The sequence below is a fragment of the Paenibacillus sp. LS1 genome (assembly GCF_026013365.1).
In the GTDB taxonomy this organism is placed as follows: domain Bacteria; phylum Bacillota; class Bacilli; order Paenibacillales; family Paenibacillaceae; genus Paenibacillus.
In genome coordinates this window covers 163,143-184,157 of sequence record NZ_JAPDOE010000007.1, presented here as the reverse complement: position 1 = coordinate 184,157, position 21,015 = coordinate 163,143, and the positions used below count along the sequence as shown (strand labels likewise).

18 protein-coding genes and 1 riboswitch are annotated in these 21,015 nt (G+C 45.9%); of the genes, 11 read left to right on the top strand and 7 right to left on the bottom strand.

Features of this window, described 5'->3' with window-relative positions:
• Positions 1-13 precede the first annotated feature (13 nt).
• The 6 genes from OM416_RS22525 (at position 14) to mmuM (ending at position 7,857) form a co-directional block, all read left to right on the top strand.
• Entirely contained in the window at positions 14-934 is a 921-nt protein-coding gene (locus OM416_RS22525; RefSeq protein WP_264933201.1) for a methyl-accepting chemotaxis protein, read from the top strand.
• 148 nt (positions 935-1,082) lie between these two features.
• Positions 1,083-2,795, top strand: coding sequence for a spore germination protein (locus tag OM416_RS22520; protein ID WP_264933199.1), 1,713 nt, complete (start codon positions 1,083-1,085; stop codon positions 2,793-2,795).
• A gap of 38 nt (positions 2,796-2,833) precedes the next feature.
• Complete coding sequence (locus OM416_RS22515) at positions 2,834-3,934, top strand: spore germination protein (RefSeq protein WP_264933197.1); 1,101 nt, start codon at positions 2,834-2,836, stop codon at positions 3,932-3,934.
• Complete coding sequence (locus OM416_RS22510) at positions 3,931-5,133, top strand: Ger(x)C family spore germination protein (protein ID WP_264933195.1); 1,203 nt, start codon at positions 3,931-3,933, stop codon at positions 5,131-5,133. The genes OM416_RS22515 and OM416_RS22510 overlap by 4 nt, the downstream gene beginning before the upstream one ends.
• 72 nt (positions 5,134-5,205) lie before the next feature.
• Positions 5,206-5,307, top strand: a riboswitch (SAM riboswitch).
• Between the two features lie 92 nt (positions 5,308-5,399).
• The gene (mmuP, locus tag OM416_RS22505; protein WP_264933193.1) at positions 5,400-6,812 is read left to right on the top strand and encodes an S-methylmethionine permease; all 1,413 of its coding nucleotides are present in this window, start codon (positions 5,400-5,402) and stop codon (positions 6,810-6,812) included.
• Positions 6,790-7,857 (top strand): homocysteine S-methyltransferase, encoded by a 1,068-nt coding sequence (gene mmuM / locus OM416_RS22500; protein ID WP_264933191.1) that lies wholly within the window; start codon positions 6,790-6,792, stop codon positions 7,855-7,857. The genes mmuP and mmuM overlap by 23 nt, the downstream gene beginning before the upstream one ends.
• Positions 7,858-7,938: 81 nt before the next feature.
• On the opposite strand, the gene OM416_RS22495 is transcribed toward mmuM, so the two are convergent.
• The 5 genes from OM416_RS22495 to OM416_RS22475 all read right to left on the bottom strand — a co-directional run bounded on the left by OM416_RS22495 (position 7,939) and on the right by OM416_RS22475 (position 14,491).
• Entirely contained in the window at positions 7,939-10,341 is a 2,403-nt protein-coding gene (locus tag OM416_RS22495; RefSeq protein WP_264933189.1) for an ABC transporter permease, read from the bottom strand.
• Between the two features lie 2 nt (positions 10,342-10,343).
• On the bottom strand, positions 10,344-11,102 hold the full coding sequence (locus tag OM416_RS22490; protein ID WP_264933187.1) for an ABC transporter ATP-binding protein: 759 nt from the start codon (positions 11,100-11,102) through the stop codon (positions 10,344-10,346).
• Between the two features lie 145 nt (positions 11,103-11,247).
• A complete protein-coding gene (locus OM416_RS22485) occupies positions 11,248-12,696 on the bottom strand; it encodes an ATP-binding protein (protein ID WP_264933185.1) in 1,449 nt (482 codons plus the stop codon).
• Between the two features lie 20 nt (positions 12,697-12,716).
• Positions 12,717-13,418, bottom strand: a complete 702-nt coding sequence (locus tag OM416_RS22480) for a response regulator transcription factor (protein WP_264933183.1) — start codon at positions 13,416-13,418, stop codon at positions 12,717-12,719.
• Between the two features lie 242 nt (positions 13,419-13,660).
• A complete protein-coding gene (locus OM416_RS22475) occupies positions 13,661-14,491 on the bottom strand; it encodes a helix-turn-helix domain-containing protein (RefSeq protein ID WP_264933181.1) in 831 nt (276 codons plus the stop codon).
• A 198-nt stretch (positions 14,492-14,689) separates the two neighbouring features.
• Here OM416_RS22475 and OM416_RS22470 point away from each other — a divergent pair, with 198 nt between their 5' ends.
• Together OM416_RS22470 and OM416_RS22465 are read left to right on the top strand one after the other, a co-directional pair.
• Positions 14,690-15,466 carry a sugar phosphate isomerase/epimerase family protein gene (locus OM416_RS22470; RefSeq protein WP_264933179.1) on the top strand — a complete coding sequence of 259 codons (777 nt, stop codon included), beginning with the start codon at positions 14,690-14,692 and terminating at the stop codon, positions 15,464-15,466.
• Between the two features lie 55 nt (positions 15,467-15,521).
• Positions 15,522-16,541, top strand: coding sequence for a Gfo/Idh/MocA family protein (locus tag OM416_RS22465; RefSeq protein ID WP_264933177.1), 1,020 nt, complete (start codon positions 15,522-15,524; stop codon positions 16,539-16,541).
• A gap of 271 nt (positions 16,542-16,812) precedes the next feature.
• On the opposite strand, the gene OM416_RS22460 is transcribed toward OM416_RS22465, so the two are convergent.
• Both OM416_RS22460 and OM416_RS22455 read right to left on the bottom strand, forming a co-directional pair.
• Positions 16,813-17,760 carry an aldo/keto reductase gene (locus OM416_RS22460; RefSeq protein WP_264933175.1) on the bottom strand — a complete coding sequence of 316 codons (948 nt, stop codon included), beginning with the start codon at positions 17,758-17,760 and terminating at the stop codon, positions 16,813-16,815.
• A 20-nt stretch (positions 17,761-17,780) separates the two neighbouring features.
• A complete protein-coding gene (locus OM416_RS22455; protein ID WP_264933173.1) occupies positions 17,781-18,785 on the bottom strand; it encodes a Gfo/Idh/MocA family protein in 1,005 nt (334 codons plus the stop codon).
• A gap of 118 nt (positions 18,786-18,903) precedes the next feature.
• On the opposite strand from OM416_RS22455, the gene OM416_RS22450 reads away from it, so the two are divergent.
• The 3 genes from OM416_RS22450 (at position 18,904) to OM416_RS22440 (ending at position 20,936) form a co-directional block, all read left to right on the top strand.
• Positions 18,904-19,743 carry an AraC family transcriptional regulator gene (locus OM416_RS22450; protein WP_062836372.1) on the top strand — a complete coding sequence of 280 codons (840 nt, stop codon included), beginning with the start codon at positions 18,904-18,906 and terminating at the stop codon, positions 19,741-19,743.
• Between the two features lie 106 nt (positions 19,744-19,849).
• Positions 19,850-20,257 (top strand): RrF2 family transcriptional regulator, encoded by a 408-nt coding sequence (locus OM416_RS22445; protein ID WP_017692155.1) that lies wholly within the window; start codon positions 19,850-19,852, stop codon positions 20,255-20,257.
• 229 nt (positions 20,258-20,486) lie between these two features.
• Positions 20,487-20,936 (top strand): nuclear transport factor 2 family protein, encoded by a 450-nt coding sequence (locus OM416_RS22440; protein ID WP_062836373.1) that lies wholly within the window; start codon positions 20,487-20,489, stop codon positions 20,934-20,936.
• Positions 20,937-21,015 lie beyond the last annotated feature (79 nt).

Below are 21,015 nucleotides of genomic sequence, written 5' to 3'. Positions count from 1 at the left end.
TGGGGGTTATGAAGTGCCTATATTAGATATGGAAAAGAAAGATGTTGTCACCGATGCACTGGTCATCAAGGCGATGGAGAAAAGTCTGGCGATCATTCGATTCGATATGGATCGACGGGTAACTTATGTGAATGAAGTCTTTGCCCAGACGATGGGATATACGGTAGATGAGATGTATGGCATGAAGCATCAGCAGCTATGCTTCGGGCATTTTGTGAACACCCCAGACTATGACGCTTTTTGGAATAGCATATTTAATGGTGTCAGCTTCCAGGACAAGGTTGAACGCAAGGATGCAAAGGGAAATCCGGTATGGCTTGAGGCGACCTATATGCCAGTCTTTGATGAGACGAATCAAAAAATATTGGGTGTTTCCAAAATCGCCACTAACATTACCAATCGACAGAACAATATTTCAGTCGTGGTGAATGAATTGAAAAGCATGTCCCATGAGCTAAATGGGCAGGCAGATGTAGGTATTGAGCGAAGCCAGGAATTAATGTCCAGTATTTCTTATATCTCAGAGGTGTCGGCTTCTAACCGTGCAACGCTGACTCATTTGCAGGAACAGGCTGGGTCGATTCAGGGCGTAGTACGAACCATACGCGAGATTTCATCACAGACGCAGCTGCTTGCGTTAAATGCTGCCATTGAGGCCGCACATGCAGGAGAATTCGGACGAGGATTCGATATCGTGGCCAAGGAAGTAAGGAAGCTGTCTGCTATGGTGGAGAATTCAATTAATGAGATTCGTGATAGCGTAACGGGGATAACGAAGGAGATTAGTAATATCACAGGCGGTACAAAAAAGGTAGAGGAATATGTGGAGCAGAGCCAGAAGCGGATTGAGATCGCTTTGAATGATTTTACGGCCATTGCTTCATCAGCTCACTTGCTGGATGCCAAGGCAGAGCATGTGACCAGAATCGTATAATAATATATAGCAGAGCGGTTCCTTATACAGGAACCGTTTTTTTGTCGTTCTGTACACAAAGAAACGGGAATTTTTGTGAACAATCCGGGAAACAATACTCTGGAATACCTGCAGGTTTATCAAGTAGAGAAATGTTGGGGTGAGGGTGATGTGGTCAACAATTGTATCCTACGTGCCGGAAAGTTCCATATGGATTCAGGCATTTTTGGTCTTTATCATTCCGATTGGCATTACCTTGACCATGCGCGGGATCAATGCTGCCATTAAGCGTGGAAGCTTCTCTCGTACGAAGCGACCTTCCGTATCCTCGAAGGATATCTCGCCAGCAGCCGCAGGGCAGGGACAGGGAACCGAGACAGGGCACTATGCCAATATTAAATTAACCGATAAGTACAATACAAATTTGACTAGTGTAAAAGAAAGTTTTGGACTCAATTCAGACGTGCATATTCGGGAATTTACCATTAGGGGTACGAATACAAGGGCTGCGGTTGTATATACCGAAGGTCTGGTAGATCAGGATTTAGTTGATGATCACTTGATTACACCGTTGATGTTAGAAGGTGTTCCTTTACTCAAGCAAGAGGGTTTTCTTCATCCAGACAACGCACACTTACTGTCAGCATACCTGCAAGATCAATTACTGCCTGTCAGTCTGGTTGAGGAAACCAAGTCTCTCCAAGAACTCGCAATTGGCGTGCTTTTTGGGAAAAATGCACTGTTGGTTGATGGTTTGCCAGGAGCTTTATTAATAGGCGCTCATAAGATCAAATCACGAGGTATGAATGAACCCTTGTCAGAGGGATTGCTTCGTGGACCACGTATTGGTTTTACAGAGCAGTTAAGCGATAACACAGGCATTCTGCGTCGTTATGGTACGGATCAGAGTCTGTTTATTAAGAAGTATGAAGTGGGTTCACGGATCAAAAAAGATTTGGCGATAGCCTATATCCAGGATATTGCAGATCCCAATCTTGTTGCTGAAGTATGCAAGCGAATTGAAGAGATGGATATGGATTCGATGTTGGAATCAGGTTATGTAGAACAGCTCATCGAAGACAATACTCTGAGTCCTTTTCAACAGGTACTGAATACGGAAAGACCTGACCGGGTCATCGGCGCTTTGCTGGAAGGTCGAGTGGCTATTCTATTGGATGGAACACCATTTGTGCTAGTTGTACCGGTGACCTTTAGCATGTTGCTCCAATCTCCTGAGGATTATTATGAACGCTGGATTCCTGGAACCTTTTTGCGAATGCTGCGTTTTATGGCGGCTATGCTGGCATTGCTTGCTCCTGCACTGTATATCTCGTTTATTTCGTTCCATCCGGGACTTATCCCGACCAAGCTGGTATTGACGATTATTGAAACGCGTACGGGAGTACCATTTCCTTCGATCATTGAAGTACTGATCATGGAACTTTCGATTGAGATTCTGAGGGAGGCAGGGATACGGCTACCTAAGCCGATTGCGCCTGCGATGGGTATCGTTGGAGGTTTGATTATTGGTCAAGCAGCGGTACAGGCGGGTATCATAAGCCAATTTTTGGTTATTGTCGTTGCGGTTACAGCTATCTCCTCCTTTACGATCCCCGTCTATAGTGCAGGGTTAACATTGCGGATTCTGCGATTTGCCGCCATGTTTAGTGCAGCTATACTCGGACTATATGGTGTTGTAATGTTCTTTCTGCTTGTGTGTACACATCTGGCACGACTTTCGAGCTTTGGTGTACCTTATGTAGCTCCAGCGGTTCCTTATCATTTGAATGATTGGAAGGATTTTGTTATCCGTGCTCCGTTAAACATGATGAGAATGCGTCCTGATATGACTAATCCAATCGACGAGGACCGAAAAGAATAATTGAATTCCATGGACAAAAGGTCTGGAGGTGAACTAAAGTGAATGGCTCCCAACAAAAGATAACCACGACACAGGCTGTTGTAATTATTGTAAATTACATGCTTGGCGCCGGAATATTGACTTTACCTCGAACGACCAGCAAGGCTGTCGGAACACCGGATGTCTGGATATCCATTATTCTGTCTGGGCTCATTATCACGGGCGTCGGCATTATTCTGGTTACCCTGTGTCGGAGATTTCCGGGGAAAACCGTGTTCCAGTTCACCCGTGAAATTACGGGGAGCTGGATCGCTTACATACTGGGCGGTGCCATGATTATGTATTTTATGGTTATCGCTGCATTTGAAATTAGAGTTATGGCTGATGTAACCGGAATGTATCTGCTCGAACGTACTCCCACCTGGGCAATTGTAATGGTCTTCATGTGGATCGGTATATATTTGATTTCAGGAGGGCTTGGCGTCATTGTACGCGTGTTTGAGATCATCTTGCCGATTACGATCATTATATTTGTCATTGAAATTCTACTTAGTAACCAACTATTCGAGATTGGTAATCTGAGACCTGTGCTCGGAGATGGCATTATGCCTGTTTTCAAAGGACTGAAGCCCTCACTACTGTCATATACGGGATATGAGGTGATGTTAATCATGACTGCCTATATGAAAAATCCGAAGAAAAGCAATAAGGCGATGAGCTGGGGGATACTCATATCCACCATTATTTATTTGATCACGGTTGTGATGGTTATAGGCAGTTTATCGCTCGATGGGATCAAAACTCGAACCTGGCCAACGCTTGATTTGGTAAGAAGCTTCGAGATTCAAGGTCTGATATTTGAACGATTTGAATCCTTATTACTGGTCATCTGGATTATGCAAATTTTTTCGACTACAGCGATTACACATTACTGCGCTTCGGTGGGCATTCGTGATTTGTTTCGTTCCAAAAAAATCAAAGGCATTATGTACGGTCTGCTTCCGTTCATTTATTTGACGGCAATGATGCCCAAAACGGTGGACGATACCTTTGCACTTGGGGATATGCTGGGCAATGCATCTGTATTTTTATTTGGCATTTTACCTCTGGTGTTACTTTTAATAAGTCTGATTCGCAAAAAAGGAGGCAAGCATGCATGATTCCATTCCATATGCTCATACGTGTAGTCTCTGCCTTGTGTATTCTGTTAATGCTGTCCGGATGCTGGAGTAGCCGAGAAATAGAGGATCTAAGTCTCTATGTTGGTCTTGGAATCGATGTCGGCAAAGAGACTGAATTCGAGAAAGACATCGCTGCTCAGGGAGGCTCATATCCCAAGAAGAACTATTTGACTGCTACGGTGCAGATCGCTCCGGGCTTCTCCAACAGTCAATCGAGTCAGCAATCCGGTTCGCCTTCTTCCGGCAAAACATCCTATGCCAATGAACAGCTTTCCGGAGATTCCTTGTTGCAAATCTTCCGCCAGTTTGCGTTAAGGCGGGATCGGCCTCTCATAGGACATCATCTGAAGGTGATCGTCGTTTCCAAGGATATTGCCAAAAAATATGGTTTGGACCAACTGCTTGATTTTGTTCTTCGAGATAATGATATTCGCCCCAACTGTCTAGTGTTAATTAGTCATCGTCGTGCAGTGGATGTGCTGACATCACAGGACCCTTCACGAATACCAGCATTTTATCTCACAGGCATTACGAACAATTCTTATATATCCAATAAAATACTTGATCCGGTTCTACTATCTAAGTTAGACGCTCAAATGCAGTCCGGATCGAGCTTCCTGCTCCAGAACGTATTAAACTCCGATGGGGAGGACAAGTTCTCAGGAGGCAGCATCTTTGATGGAAAAACAACCAAGTTCATCGGGGAGCTTAGTCAAACGGATCTAGAAGGATTATCATGGCTCAATCCCAAGAAAAAGGGGGGCGTCTTAAAAACACACAACAAAGAAGGATTCACTGTGTTATACGAAATGAAGAAGAAAAAAGTGAAAATCACCCCAAAGGTGGTGGGGAATGATATTTCATTCCATGTAAAAACTGAATCTGAAGGCTGGCTGATGGAGGATTGGCGTGCTCCTGAGGAAGAGGAAAAAGGTGCTTATCTCAGAGAACTGGAAAAGGAATTTGCTGATCTGGCTGAACAACAGATTCGACAGGTGTTATACAAACTCCAGCATACCTATAAAGTGGATGTTGCGGATTTTCGGGATAGCTTGCGTATTAAAGAACCTAAAACATGGAAAAAGGTCAAAGGTGATTGGGACAAAATCTTCAGCAACGTGCCAATTACGTATGATGTGAAGATCACCATCACCAATCCGGGGTCTTCCACCGAATAGTGCAGCGTGGAACATTTATTATTTAAATGTTGACACATTCATGATAGATCGCTATATTTATAAAAAATCATTTTCTTATCCAGAGAGGTGGAGGGACTGGCCCTTAGAAACCTCAGCAACAGATCTGAAGGATACTGTGCTAATTCCAGCGGGTGAAAGCCTGATAGATAGGAGCGTTTGTTTTTATTTGTCAGTAACGGCGCACTCTTTAGGAAGAGTGGGTCTTTTTTGTTTTTTCTGGATGAAGAAGTAGGGGAGCAGCAGGTATGGAGAACAACAACGACAAAGGGCATTTTCAGCGAAAAATGCAGGCACGACATGTGGTCATGCTCTCTCTCGGAGGAGTCATTGGAACGGGATTATTCCTCAGCTCAGGTTACACCATTCAGCAGGCGGGACCACTGGGAACCATTCTGTCCTATCTGATTGGAGCCATCGTCGTATATCTGGTGATGCTCTGTCTGGGTGAACTATCTGTTCACATGCCAGAGACAGGAGCATTTCATAGTTATGCAGCCAAATATATCGGACCAGCAACAGGCTACACGGTGGCTTGGTTATACTGGTTAACCTGGACTGTTGCGCTTGGCTCCGAATTTACAGCCGCCGGATTGCTGATGCAACGCTGGTTCCCATCGGTAAATGTATGGATCTGGAGTGCGCTTTTTGCACTAATGATCTTTCTGTTCAATGCATTAACGGTGAAATTATTTGCGGAATCCGAGTTCTGGTTCTCATCTGTAAAAGTAGTTACTATCGTAATCTTTATTATAATCGGTGGCGCAGCCATGTTCGGCATTATTCCGATGGCAGACTCTGAACCGGCTCCATTTCTATCGAATATTACGGCATCCGGGTGGTTCCCTCATGGGGCTACGGCGATACTGATGACCATGCTTGCTGTAAACTTTGCATTCTCGGGTACCGAGTTAATCGGCATTGCCGCCGGAGAGACGGAGAATCCGGAAAAGACGATACCGAAAGCCATTCATACGACGCTGTGGCGTTTGGTTATTTTCTTCATTGGAACGATTGTAATCTTGTCTGCTTTGCTTCCTATGTCGGATGCTAGTGTACTGGAAAGCCCATTTGTAGCGGTAATGGAGCGGGTAGGTGTACCCTATGCAGCAGACATTATGAACTTTGTTATTCTGACGGCGATTCTCTCTGCGGCCAATTCAGGCCTGTATGCATCTTCACGGATGCTCTGGTCTCTGGCGGATAAAAGAACGATCTCCCCTTGGTTTGCCAAATTGACCAGAAGCGGAGTGCCATTGAATGCAATTCTGATCAGTATGGTTGGTGGTGCGCTGGCTTTGTTATCGAGCATCATTGCGCCTGGTACCGTGTATATTACACTGGTTTCCATTTCAGGTCTGGCTGTTGTTGCGGTATGGATGAGCATCAGTGCTTCACAATACATGTTCCGCAGACAGTATGTACGCGAAGGACATGCGGTCAAAGATCTGGTTTATCGCACACCGTTGTACCCCGTGGTACCGATTGTTTCATTTATATTATGCCTGGCTTCATGCATAGGTATTGCTTTTGACCCGACACAGCGAATTGCGCTGTATTGTGGGGTTCCATTTATCGCAGTGTGTTACGCCGCTTATTATCTGACAGAACGTGCGAACAAGAAAAGAGGACAAGTACATGACGCAAGCAAAACAGATTAATCCCATAGAACAGATCCTTCGTGAACATCCGGTCATGATTCTGGATGGAGCGCTGGCAACGGAACTCGAACAGCATGGATGTAATCTGGACGACCCGTTATGGTCGGCTCGTGTGTTGCTTGAGAATCCGGATGTAATTGTTCAGGTCCATGCGGATTATTTTCGAGCAGGAGCCGATTGTGCGATTACATCCAGTTATCAGGCGACGGTGGATGGCTTCATCAAGAGAGGAATTGGAGAGCAGGAAGCGTTAGACCTGATTCGCAAGACGGTGGAGCTGGCTGCAAAGGCGAGAGATGACGTATGGGCAGAAGTACAGAGTGGTTTAGTAGGGAGAGAAAGCCCGACAGATCAGCTTGTAGAAGCTACTTCGGTACGTGCAGAGATGCTGGAGAATGGGGAGCATATAACAGATCGTACAGGGGATCGTGAGGGAGAATGTCTTCGTTCACGTCCAATTATTGCCGGGTCTGTTGGGCCGTACGGCGCCTATCTGGCGGATGGATCGGAGTATGTGGGACATTACGGCGTATCGGATAAGACCTTGGCTGAATTCCATCGTCCGCGTATAGCGGCGTTGCTTGAAGCGGGTGCTGATATTCTGGCTTTTGAGACGATTCCATCCTTGCAGGAAGCACAGGTGCTGGTTAATTTACTGAAGGAGTTTCCTCATGCGTATGCCTGGCTATCTTTTTCTTTAAAAGACGGGACAAGCATCAGCGAGGGCACACCCCTTGAGGTATGTGCACAGAAGTTTGGCTCCGAGCCGCAGATTGCGGCGATTGGCCTGAACTGTGCTCCAATGGAAGTAGTGACGGAAGCCGTAGGTATTCTCAGCCGTGCCAGCGACAAACCTGTCATTGTCTACCCGAACTCGGGAGAAGTATACGATGCAGCAACGAAGACGTGGAGTGGACAGGGGACCTGTGGCAGCATGAGTGATGCTTCGGAGCAGTGGGTTGCAGCGGGTGCGAAAATTATTGGCGGCTGTTGCCGCACGACGCCACATCAGATTGGTGAACTTGCGAAGAAGTGGCGGAAATAGCTCATATCATTATGAAAATCCCTTCCACATTCTATAGAGGCGTGGAAGGGATTTTCTATTGTGTAATGGCATCGTATTACATTATTCGATAACCAGCATACGTGGCGATGTCTCTCGAATGATTCGGGAAGAAAACCATGATCCAAGACCTGCTGCAATGATGCTTAGGCAGGCGAACAATATCATTCCACCCCAATTCATAATCAGTGGAAGCTCTACGATACCATAATTGGAAAGCACCATTTCGAGCAGAAGAGGTAGTACATATACGCCTACGAAAATACCCAGTATCGCTCCCATGGCGGACAGCACAACCATTCCCATGGTGAGCGATAATCGGATTTGACGGGATGTCATTCCCAGCGATTTGTATATCCCGTACGTTCTGCTCTCTTTGCGGATATTGATTCGACAGGTACTGAAAATAATGATGAACGTCACAATGATGAACAGCAATCCAATCAGGCTCATCGGATAGATCAGGATGTTCGCAGCTTCAGCGTAAACTGAATCAAGCAATGTCTTCTGGGTAACTACTGAAGCAAAATCCTTAAATTGCTCATTCAACGCCCTAACAACCTTATCTGCTAGTGCGAGATCCTTCACATTAATGAATATGGCATCAAATTCACCATAACCCGGGTTTACACTTCTCATGGCATCGATGGTGATTCGGCCTGAAACAGACATGTTGGCAATCGCCTGATAGATGCCTGTAATGAGGAATGTACGCTTTTCTCCTTCAATATAGATGTCGATGAGATCCCCGAGATCTTTGTTTGATGTTTTGGCGACACTTACACCAATGGCAATTTCATTTGCGTGCTGTGGGTTATCCCCTCTCAACGTTTCGAATCCAAGTTCCTGATAGCTCCCGTCCATTACACTCAAGTTGAGACTGATGGATTGGCCCTTTACTGTTGCCGAAGACTCCGGGCTAATTACACCAGAGATGTTCCCTTGCCAGCCCACATTGCTGATCCTTGAGTCCTCTTCTAACGCTTGCTTCAGCTCAGCCTTCGGGAATGTACTTCTGTTTACCACTACTGCTGCGATGTTGGCATTGTCATACCCCCATTTAGCTGCTGTCTGTTCAATTCCGATTATACTGGACAGCAGCACATATCCTAAGACCAGTACAGAGGAAGCCATGGTGGTCAGTAAAAGTGTGAGAACAGAACTTTTGGTGTTTTTGAACACATGTCGAAGTCCAAGGACCGCAGTCACAGGTAGTCTTGTGAACCCCATCCAGTGTGTCCATGGGGAATTCATTTTACTAGCCACCCGGCTGTGATCTGTCTCCGACATACCATAACGAATAGCCTGCACGGGCTGTATGTTGCGTGCCTTTTTGGCGTATAACACAGTGAACAAAATCACTAGAGCAAATAGAAGTACACCAGCCAGTATGGCCGCTTCCAACCCTTGGACTGGAATATTCTGATTATCGACTCGAAGAGAGGATACGGATATATTAATAATCCATTTGGATATCCATACACTGAGAGCAAGACCTGGGATAATCGCTGTGATGGACAGTAACGCATATTGAATAACATAGGTGCCTATCGTTCTCTGGGAAGTTAGCCCGAGTGATTTGAGAATACCTATCGTTCTGTAATTGGCCAGAATGGCATCCGAAATCGTGAACCCGATGGTCATCAAAGCGATGGAGAGCATGACAAAACCCATGAATATCATAATGAAGCCAATAACCTGGTTGATGATCAGATAGAAAGAGGCAATAGCCTCGAACTCCATTTTGGATTCCAGAAACGGAGTGCCTGTCTCACGATTGTACCTTTCCCAATATTCTGAACTCATGCTGTAATCGTTAAAATGGATGCCCATCATGTGATTCTCGTTACCTGCGAGCGCCGCGAGATCACGTTGATAATCGGCTGGATTCATCCAGACCCGTGCTGTATTGGAGAAAGGGGCTCCGTACGGTACATCGATTACAATGCCAGACACATTCAGATTCAGTGTTTGTGAGCCGGTTTTGAAGCCAATGGTATCGCCTACCGAGATATGATAGCCATTCGCCATGGAAGTTGGGATCCATACGCTTCCTTGTTCAGGAGCCGAATGCTGTGTACCACTTGCAAATACAAGTTCATCTACACTCCACGGAGGAGGCGGGGTATTCATCATGTACAGATAAAGGTTAGGGATGTCAGTGCCGCCAAAAGTGATGCCCGACAAGATGCGATAAGTAAGCAAAGGTGAGACTTGAACACCGTTCTGAGCAGCCCACCAGTCATGTACAGCGTGCGGATCATTCAGTCCTTTCTCAAACGTCAGGATCTGATGGGATCCATGGGTGCGAGAATGCATTTCCTGAAACTGATTGCCCGTGTTCGCCAGTATGACAATAGCTGTGGATACAAGAAGTGTCGAGAGTAGCAGGAGTATGGCAATCAACGTATTTTGTATTTTGTTCCTACTCAGATACGACAAGCTAAGTTTAAACATGACTGCCATCGTTATTCCTTCCCCGTAACCAAAGCGAAGATAATCGCTTCACGATCTTGAATTTGATGTTCGTCATAGGTATCGAACTCAAGGATTCCACCAATCTTGCCGTCCTGAATATAGATTAGGCGGTCTGCCCGGCAGGCTGCTTTTATATCATGCGTAACCATAACAACAGACTGTCCCTTGCGGTGGATATCCGTAAGGATATCGAGAACGGTTGTGCCGTGTTCCATATTCAGGCTTCCAGTCGGTTCATCCGCAAAGATGATATCCGGCGAATTAATCAAAGCCCGTGCAATGGCTGCTCGTTGCTGCTGTCCTCCAGATGTCTGGGAGGGGAGGCGGTTACGCTGTCCATCAATATCCATGGCATTCATCAGCTCAGCAGCCCTGGATTGGATGTCCTTCTTTTTGTTTCCTGCAATATATCCCGGTAAAGCAATGTTCTCTTTGATGGAGAGGTCTGGGACAAGATTGATGCTCTGATAGATATAACCGATTCGGCGCGTGCGGAAGTCGGACATTTCTCGTTCACGATAAGCGTCGATCCGCTGGTCACGAAAATAAACCTCACCAGCTGTAATCTGATCCAGTCCGCTAAGCAGATATAAGAGGGTTGATTTGCCAGAGCCAGAGTTACCCATGATGACCGTGAATTCCCCTTCATAGATATCGAGATCAACATTACGGATGGCATGATGTTGATCACTTCCGCTGTTGTACGTCTTGCACAGATTCTGTGCACGGATAATCACTTTTTTGGACAAGTCGAATCACTCCCGAGTGCAGTATAGGATTCATTCTAGAGGAGGGATGTTGAGGAAGCCTTATCAAATTATGAATAAAGTATTACTGACTTCCGAGTTGAAGCGAAATTAAAGGCACTTGGTATAATAGCCACGCCAGTGTGGCTCAGCAGATCGGCAGATAGAACCGGAAGGTCGTACCTTGTCCTTCTTTACTCGTGAAAGAAATATGGCCTCCGTGTGCTTCAATAATGCTTTGGCAGATAGAAAGTCCCAGTCCCGTACCTTCCTGAACACGTTGGTCTGCATGACTCGCTTGTCCTCTGAAATAACGTTGGAAAACAAACGGCATATCCTGCACACGTATGCCCTGACCCGAATCAGCGATGGTCACTTTCAGGTGCCCGGATTCCAGTTCCGAGTCTATACGTATCGTGTCTCCCCGAGCTGTATGCTTGAGGGCATTGGCGACAAGATTGGAGATGACTTGTTCAATTCGGATAGTGTCGATAGCGATTAACACATTGGGAATGTGGTTGGACTTGGGCCCGTCATAGACAAGACCTCTTGTAAGTATTACATGTTCAATAGGTTTCAACATAGCGTCAAGTACAGGACCACTGTACTTTTCACGGGGTTCCACCGAAATTTGCCCCAGTTCCTGAAGTGCATGAACCAGCAGATCCTCCACAAGCCGGGCTGTTTTATCCGTATGGGTCCGCATGACTCTCATATATTCCATTAGCGTTTCCTGATCGTTGCATAGTCCTTCCTCAATTGCTTCTATGTATGCTTTTATCGTGGTAATCGGTGTCTTAATATCATGAGATATATTGGTGATGAGTTCCTTTTGTGCTTGTTCCTGCTGGATGCGCAGCTCGTTCATATGCTTGATTTCCGTACGCATCAGGTCAAACATGGCATACACTTCGCCCAGTTCATGGGTCCGGTTGTACTGAATCTGTTCTTCATAATTTCCTTTGAGGATGGATTCTGCATGCAGCTTTAATTGATGGATGGGAGAGAGGAGCTGCTTGTCCAGTTTTTGTTTCATCCAGAATAGTAATAAACCCAAGATCAGTGACACGAGCAATAGTACGCTAATCCATATAATTGGAACAGTCATCGGTTTCTGAACCGTAACCATAGCTTGGGGGATGGAAAAAAGGACATTGCCGATCTGACTTCCCACGGGTCCGTCCATCACGGGAAACGCAATATTAAGTGATTTGGTACCATCCGCAGCCTGCGCGGCATGATGCAGATTATAATGAAGGGATGAACGCAGATTAACTTGGCCTCCTTCAGAGCTGAGGTCGGAGGACAGCATTACTGTTCCGTCCAAGTTCACATAGTTAAACAGAACCCCGCTCTCTCTTGCGATGGAACGTATGTCTTCACGAATGTTTTGTTCAGTGAGATGTTGATGAGTTTGCTCCAAAGCGAGTAAGATCGGATTGACCTTGAGGCGAACCAGATTCATGGACAGACTGGATTTGTCTGAATTTTGATCTTGTAATAGCATCATCGACAGTGCGACGATACTTGAAACCATAATAATGAGAAGCCCGAGTGTTGTTAACAACCAGCGTCTGGACCAGGTGTTTAATGACATGCCCATGTCTCCTATCTCGCTTATTCATAATTGAATTTGTAGCCGACACCCCATACCGTCTTCAGAACGGTCGGATGTGAGGCATCCGCCTCGATTTTTTCACGCAGTCTGCGAATGTATACGGTTACGGTATTTTCATCACCATAGGTTGCATATCCCCAGATTGCGTCTAGCAACTGGGCTTTGGAGAAAACTTGATTCTTATGGCTTGCCAGATAATGAAGTAATTCGAATTCTTTGGCAGACACAGATACTTCTGATCCGTTCAATGTAACTTTATAGGCTTTCTTATCAATCATAAGGTTTCCAAGATGCAATAGATCTGTTCTATCATGATCTGATGTCATGCTGTCGTAACGTCTAAAGTGGGCATTGATTCGTGCTAACAGTTCGCTCAGCGAGAAGGGCTTCGTCATATAATCGTCTGCTCCAAATCCAAGGCCAAGTACCTTATCGGTATCACTGCCTCTGGCACTCAGAATAAGGATGGGGATATTATTGCGTCGTCGAATCTCACGGCACACCTCAATTCCGTCCATATCTGGAAGCATAATGTCTAGAATAATGTAGTCCGGTTGAATAAGCTCCATAATCTGAAGCCCGTCTTGACCAGTCGCTGCCACGGCGGCTTCATATTGATTTTTGGTTAGATAATCTCGCAGGATACGCGAAATATCTGGTTCATCCTCGATGATGAGGACTTTGCGCGGGTGGGTTAGCATATGTATCGCTCCAGTATGATAGATGTGAGTTTAATGGGATATGTATGAATTTGTAAGATAACTGTCTCTATAATTGTACAGCCTTGTTCTGTGGGAGTCACATGAAAAAATATTGAAGTGAAATTCATTCTTATAAAAAACGGTCTGACTTTCAGGCTTACTAGTAGCTGTTCACAGTTTACCGTATCAAAATAACCCATGAACCTGTTTAAGGTCATGGGTTTCTGATCTGATACTGCACGTCATACATGCTCCAGATCATCAATAGGCTCATGCTGTCTGGATTTGAGATACTCCGCGGGAGACAAACCGAAGTGTGCGCGGAATACCCGATGGAAATAGGAGTAGCTTGCAAAACCGCAGGATTCCGCAATATGCTCCAGTGTCATTTCACTGTATTTCATGCGTTCCAGTGCCGCATTCAGACGGATCTCAATCGCGTATTGAATCATGGTCTGATTGTAATGCTCCTTAAATAAACGCACTGCACGTGACAGGCTGAGTCCGGCATAACGTGCCGCTTCTTCAAGTTTAAAGGTAACCGTGGCATGCTCCTCAATAAAACGTTTTAACTTCAACGCAGAGGAAACTGCCCGATCCGTCTGAATATTCTCCGTGATTGCCCGGTCGATATACAGACATAATCCACGTAGTAACGCATCCTTTAGCTCCGCATTTTCCTCAAGAGGTCCTCGACGCTTCTCAAGTAACATATTTCGCCATAGGCTGATCAGCTTATCATCAAGTCCTATCCGGCTCACGGTAGATCGATGCTGCCGTTTCCACCAGTTCTCAATCCAGCTTCCCTCGCAGAACAGATAATAATCTCCGCTGGACAAACGTCCTTCTTTATGTGGTTCATCGACCACGAGATGATAATCGTCACCAGGCTTGAGCAGCAACAAATCCCCACTGGTCATCCTGAATTCTTTATCTTGTACATACACCTTGCACGAGCCTTCGGTCTGCAGACGGAACAGATAGGTTTGCAGCTCGCCCTTCATATTATGAGTGAACGCCTTATAGTGGTATGAGTAGTCACAGATCAGCACAGATGTCTCTAACGTATCCAAAGATAAAATCCCCCAATATGTACATCCTGCATGCATTCAAATGGGCTACATTCAATAGATGCAAAATGATGGAAATAAAATTTGATCAGATAGTTCATGTTCTGACTATATTGTATATGTTCATTCTAGCCTGTTTTGCGTTAGGATGATACCAGATAGAGCAATGAAAGCAAATTTGAGAACAGAGGTGTATCCTACATGAAAAAACTTAATGTTGGTTTGCAATTGTTTACACTCCGTGATGAAACTGCAGCAGATTTTCGTGGTACGTTGCGTAAGGTAGCGGCCCTTGGATATGAAGGCGTGGAGTTTGCCGGATATGGCGATATTCCAGCTGAGGAAATGAAAGCGCTACTAGATGAACTTGGACTGAAAGGATTCAGCAGCCACGTTTCACTACATGCGATGCGCGAAGACTTGCAAAAACAGATCGATTACCTGAAAACAATTGGTGCACAATATATCATTTGCCCTTACCTGATGCCAGAAGATCGTCCTGAGAATGCAGAAGGCTGGACCAAGCTATTCGCTGAGTTACAACAATATGGAGCTGAAGCAGCAAAGCAAGGATTGATCTTCGGTTACCATAACCATGACTTTGAATTCCATGGTCAGGTTGGCGATGCCAATGCCTTTGATGCCATGTTTGCTCAAACATCACCGGAAGCGGTAAAAGTGGAAATGGACGTATGTTGGGTACAATTTGCGGGACAAAATCCGATCGAGTATATTAATAAATATGCGGGTCGTTTGCCGCTGCTTCATCTGAAGGACTTCAGCAAAGACGAACAGGGCCAGATGAAAACACTGGAACTGGGACAAGGTTCGGTTAACCTGCCAGCTGTCATTGAAGGCGCTACGAATGCCGGCGTGGAGTGGTTGATCGTGGAACAAGACGTATGTCAGAATCCTCCACTTGAGAGCGTATCCAATAGCTACAACTGGTTGAAAGAAAACTACCTGAACCAATTCTAATGGACCATCGAACCATGAAAAATGCTAATCTATTTGTCAAAGGAGACTTATGTACATGAGTAAAATTAAAGTTGCTGTATTCGGCTGTGGAGCCATTGCCGAGCGCAGACATATTCCAGAGTACGCTGCCAATGAGAACGTAGAACTTATCGCTTTTGCCGATCCGATCGTGGAGCGTGCGGAGAAGATGGCCGAGACTTACGGCGGTAAAGCGTACTCCAGTTACGAAGAATTGCTTGCTAACGAAACGGTAGATGCCGTTAGTGTATGTACACCGAACTATCTGCATGCGCCAATGGCGATTGCTGCTGCTAATGCAGGCAAGCATGTATTGGTTGAGAAACCAATGGCGGTATCCACTGAAGAAGGCGAGCAAATGATCGAAGCTGCCAAGAAAAACGGTGTGTATCTGATGGTTGGACACAACCAGCGCCTGATGCCTCCTCACGTGAAAGCAAAAGAAATTCTCGACTCCGGTAAACTCGGTAAAGTCCTGAATTTCCGTACTTCCTTCGGTCACCCGGGTCCGGAAGCATGGAGTGTGGACGGAGCTGAAAGCTGGTTCTTCCGCAAAGAAGAAGCCATTATGGGCGCTATGGGCGACTTGGGCGTACACAAATCAGACTTCATCCGTTACTTGCTGAACGATGAAGTATCTGAAGTAGCTGGTTTCATCAGCACACTGCACAAAGAAGGTACTAAGGTTGACGATAACGCGACTTGCTTGCTTCGCATGAAGAGCGGAGCGATCGGAACGCTGGTAGCGAGCTGGACACAATACAGAGCCGGAGACAATAGTACAGTTCTGTGGTGTGAGAATGGTGTTATGAAGATCGGAACAGTCGAAGGCGATGAAGTTATTGTTGAGCTGACCAATGGTACAGTTGAGACATACAAAGTCGGTGCCATGGCTACCAACGAGAAACAAGTGCCGAGTGGCGTAATTGACGCTTTTGTAGAGTCGATTGTGACCCAAACACCTCCAGCAATTTCCGGGGAAGAGGGTTTGCGTTCTCTGCAAGTTATCCTGGCAGCATTCGAATCCGAGAAAACAGGTCAGATCATTAAGCTGTAATTCAACCGAATGACAGTGCAATTTCTAACATTTTATATGTCTTAATCTATGATATAAGGGACTTATCTCAGAGAAGTGTTCTGGGGTAAGTCCTTCTCTATTTCTTCCCAGGCAAGTGTGGGAAAGTGAACAGTATATATGGTAATTTGTGCAACAAGGTTAAAGCATCTAATCGCTTGTGCAGAACAGAAAGAGGCTGACATTTCACGCTATCGCGGAATATCAGCCTCTTAGAGTCATTAAATTGAATGATAGAATGTTTAACTTTCTTTTAGATGCCAGCTGGCACATTACTGCCCAGATCCAACCATGAGATTTCAGCAGGAGTCAGCGTGATACGGGAACCTTCATCACAGGAGAGTAGTTCTGCCTGATTCTGAGCACCGATCAGCGCACAGGTTGGGAACGTCTGATTCAATACATAAGCGAGTGCAATCTGAATTGGTGTTGTTTTCTTCGAATTCGCCAATTGTTCAGCCCGGCGCAAACGTTCCCAGTTGCCATCACTATAGAATACACGCACCAGATCGGCGTTATCTCGAACTTCAGGTGTGAATCGTCCAGTGAAGAAACCACGTGCTTGGGAGGACCAGGACAGCAATGGTAGCTTGGTTTGCTCATGCCATGCCAGCGTCTCTGCATCTGCTGACACACAGCCTTCCCAGAAAGGTTCGTTTGCTTTGGCGAGACTGAGATTCGGACTGCTGAAGGTAAAACCTTTCAGGCCATTCGCCGCAGCGTACGCATTGGCTTCCTCTAGCCGTTGCCAGGTCCAGTTGGAGGCGCCGATCGCGCCGATTTTGCCGGAATCAATATGTTCGTTCAGTGCTTCAAGAATAACACTGACAGGGGTATTTGGATCATCCCGGTGCAAGGCATACATCTCTACGTGATCTGTCTGAAGACGCTCCAGACTTTCCAGCAAATCACTACGGATGGCATCGGCGTTAACACGTGGTCCATTTTGGTCATGATGTGCGCCTTTGGTGAGAATGACAATCTGGTCGCGGTTACCGCGTTCCTTCATATAACGACCAAGGACTTCTTCACTTTCTCCATCACAATAAATATGAGCTGTATCTACGGTGTTACCGCCGATCGACAGAAAAGCATCCATGTTCGTAGCTGCTTTATCGTAGGCATCATGCACGAAATAATCGGTTCCTTTAATCAGTCTGGAGACGGGTTTACCTGCACCAGCAATTTCGATATATTCCATAAGTCAGTTCATCCTCTCGATTATAGTGTAATTCGTGTACGTTGTTCCGCTGAACGAAGGCAAGCTTCCAATACTTTCATATTAGCTACCGCATCGGAAGGAGCGAAGCGCAGATCCTTGCCCTGAAGTACGGCACGTGCCATATCATCTCCCTGAAGAGAGTAGTGGTTCACTTGCGGAACCTCAATCTCTCTGCGTTCACCGCCAGCTGTTACATAGAAGTTCGAACTGTTATCTTGCTCGCTGACAAATGCGGAAGGGACTTCAATAATGCCCTCGGATCCCAGTACTTCCAGTGTGTTGCGGAAGGCTGCCCACATGCTGCTGTCAAACGTCACGCCAACGTGATTATCGAATTCCAGCAGTCCGGATGCCATCATATCGACCTGATCATGCTGTGGGGAAAACATGCCAATCACGGTAGCTGCACTTGGTTCTTGACCAAGCAGCAGACGTGCTACGCTGATGGAATAACATCCGATATCATACAGTGCACCTCCACCCCAATCCCGCCGAAAGCGAACATTGCCGGAAGCATTGGAATTATTAAACGAAAATGTACTATGAATACCGCGGATCTCACCGATCTCACCGCTGGCGATGATATCCCTGATCTGATCGTAACGTGGATGATGGCGGTACATGAATGCTTCAGCCAGCTGCACACCTGCATCTGCACAAGCTTGAACCATCTCCTGAGCTTCCTGCTCAGTCAGAGCCAGTGGTTTTTCGCACAAAATATGTTTGCCTGCCTCAGCAGCCCGGATCGTCCATTCCCGATGCAAATGATTCGGTAGCGGGATATATACGGCATCGATGGAATCATCTGCGAGCAAAGCTTCATAACTGCCATAGGCCTTGTCGATCCCGAGTTGATCGGCCGTCTGTTTGGCTTTATCTTCGTCCCGACTAGCGATCGCGGTGACTTCATTCAACTCGGATTGCTGCAAGCCTGGAATGACGGATTCCACAGCAATGCTAGCGCTACCAAGAATTCCCCAACGCAATTTTTGAACTGAATTCATGTGTTGTATCCTCCTGTGTATAAATGTATATTGTGATTATAAGGAATAGATGATCGAATTAAAATGATAATATATTGAAGTTAGTTAACACAATATTGTTAAGTAAGGAGAAGTCGTTATGATGAGGCAAACGGTATTGCTAACCCTGCAGGATATTCCATATTTTTGTTATCCGGAATCGGTTGGACATTATATGGAACATCCCCAGCATTCCGTATTACGGGAGGCAGGCGTACTAAACAATTTTAATATTCACTATGTCGCTGCAGGCAAGGGATACGTGGAAGTGGACGGGGTGGTGCATGAGCTTCGCGCAGGTCAGGCCGTGCTTTATTTCCCGCAACAGCGACAGCATTATTATAGTAGTGAAGATGACCCATGGGATGTGAGATGGGTTCATTTTTACGGTGAACGTCTGCATGATTATATGATCGAGCGGGGGTTGCATCGCAATCTGCTGTGGACGCTACGGCAGCGTAGCTCATGGGAAGAGGCTCATCTGGCTTTGTTGACTGAAGCGGAACAGAACACCATGCTGCGTCCTGCTCAGCTATCCACACTGACTTATGCCGTACTCGCCGAGTTCGTACAGCATGCGGTACCTTTAAAGAGCACACGCACCACAAGTAAGGCGGAAAGTCGGGTTCTTGCGCTGCTTCCACAGATGCAGCAGGAGGCCTGCCAACCTTTCCTGTTACAGGACTGGGCGGATCTCGCAGGTGTGAGTTCGTATTACTTTTGCAAAATGTTCAAGAGTGCTGTGGAGATGACGCCCATGGAATTTATTACTCGTTCACGGCTACAGATGGCAAAGCAATGGCTGCTGGAAAGGCCTGCGGCTAACATTGGACAGATCGCGGAGGAAGCGGGGTATCCCAATGCCAGTTATTTTAACCGCCAGTTCATGGCCCATGAGGGGATGACACCTACGGATTATCGCGGATTGTATCATAATTAACCGGTATCCTTTCGATGTTGCCAGCGCTTGAAGAGTAATGGTTTGACAGAGAGCTTAATCAAGTCTATTATGGATAAATTAAATCCGTGTATAATGAGGTGCCCTCATGAAATATTCAAAAGCGACAAATTATGCTTTGCATACGATGCTTCATCTTGTAAGCACTGCCCCTGAACAGCTGGTTAGTGTACATCAACTTGCAGAACTGCAGAAGGTATCACCAACCTATCTGTCCAAAATACTGACCAAATTGGTTAAGGCGGGTATGATCGAATCTACTTCTGGCGCCAATGGTGGCTATCGTCTTAGTCGTAAAAATCCGGACCCTTCCTTCCTGGAGATTATTCATGCGATTGAAGGTCAGGCGTCTCTGTTCGAATGTTCCCAGAATCATAACGCAGGCTGCTTGATCCAGCAGGTAATGGTGCAGGCGGAAGAAGAGATGGAAAGTTTTTTGAACAATAAGAAAATGTCAGAACTGGCTTCTCAGATGAAGGGTGCACATTCCCTGTAATTTAAAACTTGCAGCTAGAAGTGAAGCTTCAATCGCCGTGGTTAACTCGTCTGGAACATAGTATATCTAGATCTTTCCCCATCCTCACGAGAGGCAAGGAAAGATTTTTTTGTATTGTAGGTATTTCGTTGTACCTCATAGAAGTCGAATGGTACAATAAGGAAGGTATAGTTGCATACATACTTGATTCAATCTTACATCACATTTTACATCTCTGGAGGGACAACACATGAGCCAATCAACGATTACAGGACTGGAACAATTGCTCGCACTGGAAAACATTCGGAATACCAAGGCGCGCTATTGCCGCTATATTGATACGAAACAGTGGGATACCTTGGGTGACGTGTTCGCTCCGGATGCAATCGCTGATTTCAGCACAGAAGGCAATCCGATTCCGGTATTAACAGGCCGTGATACGATTGTACAAGTATTCCGTGATCTGGTGGATGTTGCCGTAACCGTGCACCATGTGCATAGCGCCGAAGTTGAATTTGTATCCGAGAACGAAGCGAAGGTCATCTCCCCAATGGAAGATTGGGTAACGTTCCCGGAGGGCAATGAGAACAAATCGTTCCACGGATTTGGGCACTATCATGAAACTTTTGTCAAAATCGACGGCCAGTGGTACATCAAACATACGAGTCTGAAACGTCTTCGTCTGGACCTGTTTGAATAGTATAATCTTTTAGCAGAATATCGAAGTGAGCAATATTAAAATAATAGCCCCGAGGAGCGTGATGAATGCGTCCTTGGGG

What these genes read in the sequence shown, in the direction of transcription:
- OM416_RS22450 (WP_062836372.1), top strand. Translation starts at nt 18,904, where the DNA reads ATGATGAGGCAAACGGTATTGCTAACCCTGCAGGATATTCCATATTTT.
- OM416_RS22520 (WP_264933199.1), top strand. Translation starts at nt 1,083, where the DNA reads ATGTGGTCAACAATTGTATCCTACGTGCCGGAAAGTTCCATATGGATT.
- OM416_RS22445 (WP_017692155.1), top strand. Translation starts at nt 19,850, where the DNA reads ATGAAATATTCAAAAGCGACAAATTATGCTTTGCATACGATGCTTCAT.
- OM416_RS22480 (WP_264933183.1), bottom strand. Translation starts at nt 13,418, where the DNA reads ATGCTAACCCACCCGCGCAAAGTCCTCATCATCGAGGATGAACCAGAT.
- OM416_RS22440 (WP_062836373.1), top strand. Translation starts at nt 20,487, where the DNA reads ATGAGCCAATCAACGATTACAGGACTGGAACAATTGCTCGCACTGGAA.
- OM416_RS22485 (WP_264933185.1), bottom strand. Translation starts at nt 12,696, where the DNA reads ATGTCATTAAACACCTGGTCCAGACGCTGGTTGTTAACAACACTCGGG.
- OM416_RS22455 (WP_264933173.1), bottom strand. Translation starts at nt 18,785, where the DNA reads ATGAATTCAGTTCAAAAATTGCGTTGGGGAATTCTTGGTAGCGCTAGC.
- OM416_RS22510 (WP_264933195.1), top strand. Translation starts at nt 3,931, where the DNA reads ATGATTCCATTCCATATGCTCATACGTGTAGTCTCTGCCTTGTGTATT.
- mmuM (WP_264933191.1), top strand. Translation starts at nt 6,790, where the DNA reads ATGACGCAAGCAAAACAGATTAATCCCATAGAACAGATCCTTCGTGAA.
- OM416_RS22470 (WP_264933179.1), top strand. Translation starts at nt 14,690, where the DNA reads ATGAAAAAACTTAATGTTGGTTTGCAATTGTTTACACTCCGTGATGAA.
- mmuP (WP_264933193.1), top strand. Translation starts at nt 5,400, where the DNA reads ATGGAGAACAACAACGACAAAGGGCATTTTCAGCGAAAAATGCAGGCA.
- OM416_RS22465 (WP_264933177.1), top strand. Translation starts at nt 15,522, where the DNA reads ATGAGTAAAATTAAAGTTGCTGTATTCGGCTGTGGAGCCATTGCCGAG.
- OM416_RS22460 (WP_264933175.1), bottom strand. Translation starts at nt 17,760, where the DNA reads ATGGAATATATCGAAATTGCTGGTGCAGGTAAACCCGTCTCCAGACTG.
- OM416_RS22495 (WP_264933189.1), bottom strand. Translation starts at nt 10,341, where the DNA reads ATGGCAGTCATGTTTAAACTTAGCTTGTCGTATCTGAGTAGGAACAAA.